The 1,677-nt window shown below is 71.9% G+C and carries 2 protein-coding genes; both read left to right on the top strand.

Translation table 11 applies throughout. From position 1 onward, the window contains the following. Window positions 1–1,359 (top strand): MFS transporter (locus tag FNH08_RS49750; RefSeq protein ID WP_228034866.1); only part of this gene is annotated, 1,359 nt, incomplete at its 5' end. A 43-nt stretch (window positions 1,360–1,402) separates the two neighbouring features. Next, window positions 1,403–1,677: 2'-5' RNA ligase family protein (locus FNH08_RS49745; protein WP_322726667.1), on the top strand; the 275-nt coding region annotated here is incomplete at its 3' end.

The following is a 1,677-nucleotide window of genomic DNA, read 5'->3' as shown; positions in this document are numbered from 1 at the left end:
GGCACACCCACCCCCGGCACACCCGCCGGCGGCGACCGTGGCGACGCGCTCGCCGAGCCCAAGAAGACCCGGACCTCGATGTTCCGTTCGCTGAGGATCCGGAACTACCGGCTCTTCTTCCTCGGGCAGGTCGTCTCCAACACCGGTACCTGGATGCAGCGCATCGCCCAGGACTGGCTGGTGCTGAGCCTCACCGGGTCGTCCACCGCCGTCGGTATCACCACGGCCCTGCAGTTCCTGCCGATGCTGCTCTTCGGGCTGTACGGGGGCGTCCTCGTCGACCGTCTGCCCAAGCGGCCCACGCTGCTGGTCACCCAGTCGTCGATGGCCGTCACCGGCCTCGCGCTCGCGGCCCTGACCCTCTCCGGCCACGTCCACGTCTGGCACGTCTACGTCGCCGCCTTCGCCGTCGGCCTCGCCACGGTCGTCGACAACCCGGCCCGCCAGTCCTTCGTCTCCGAGATGGTCGGCAAGGACCAGCTGCAGAACGCCGTCAGCCTGAACTCGGCGAACTTCCAGTCCGCCCGACTGATCGGCCCGGCCCTCGCGGGCGTCATGATCACCGGCGTCGGAACCGGGTGGGCGTTTCTGCTCAACGGTGTGTCGTTCATCGCGCCCCTCACCAGCCTGCTGCTGATGCGCGCCCGCGAACTGCACGTCGTCGAGCGTGCCCCGCGCGGCAAGGGTCAGCTCCGCGAGGGCCTGCGCTACGTCGCCGGTCGCCCGGACCTGCTCTGGCCGATCGTCCTCGTCGGTTTCATCGGCACCTTCGGCTTCAACTTCCCGGTGTGGCTGTCGGCCTACGCCGACGACGTCTTCCACGCCGGCGCCGGTGCCTACAGCCTCTTCAACACCCTCATAGCGGTCGGCTCCCTGGTCGGCGCCCTGCTCGCCGCCCGGCGCGGAACGGCCCGGCAGCGCGTGCTGATCGCGGCCGCCGCGGCCTTCGGAACGCTGGAGATCGTGGCCGCGCTGGCCCCGTCGTACTGGCTGTTCGCGCTGCTCATGGCCCCGATAGGGATCTTCGGCCTGACCGTCAACGTCACGGCGAACACCACGGTCCAGATGGCCACCGACCCGGCCATGCGCGGCCGGGTCATGGCCCTGTTCATGATGGTCTTCATGGGCGGTACGCCGCTGGGCGCACCGGTCGTCGGCTGGGTCACCGACACCTACGGCCCCCGGGTCGGCTTCGCCCTCGGCGGCGCCATCTCGGCCGCCGCGGCCGTCACCGTCGGTCTGGTGCTGGCCCGCGCGGGCGGCCTGCGCCTGACGGTCGGCTGGCACCACGGGCACCCGCGGGTGCGGTTCGTACCGAAGGAGCGTGGGCCCCTGACGACGGTGAGCAGCGCGGCGTGAGGCTCCGCCCAGCATCATGAGCACCATGAGCTCTATGGGGACCATGAGACTGTTCGCGGCGGTGCTGCCACCCGCCGACGTGGTCGACGAACTGGGGCACGCCGTCGGCGCGTTGCAGGCGCTGCCGGGGGCGGACCGGCTGCGCTGGACCGGGCGGCCGGGGTGGCACTTCACGCTCGCCTTCTACGGCGAGGTCGACGAGGACCTGGTCCCCGAGTTGTCGGAGCGGCTGGAGCGCGTGGCGCGGCGCACCGGGCCCTTCCCGCTCGCGGTGCGGGGCGGCGGACAGTTCGGGCGCGGGCGGGCGCTGTGGGCAGG

Source organism: Streptomyces spongiae, from assembly GCF_009377185.1.
In the GTDB taxonomy this organism is placed as follows: Bacteria; Actinomycetota; Actinomycetes; order Streptomycetales; family Streptomycetaceae; genus Streptomyces; species Streptomyces spongiae.
Note: the sequence above shows the minus strand (reverse complement) of the source record. Positions and strands in the feature narration are given on the sequence as shown.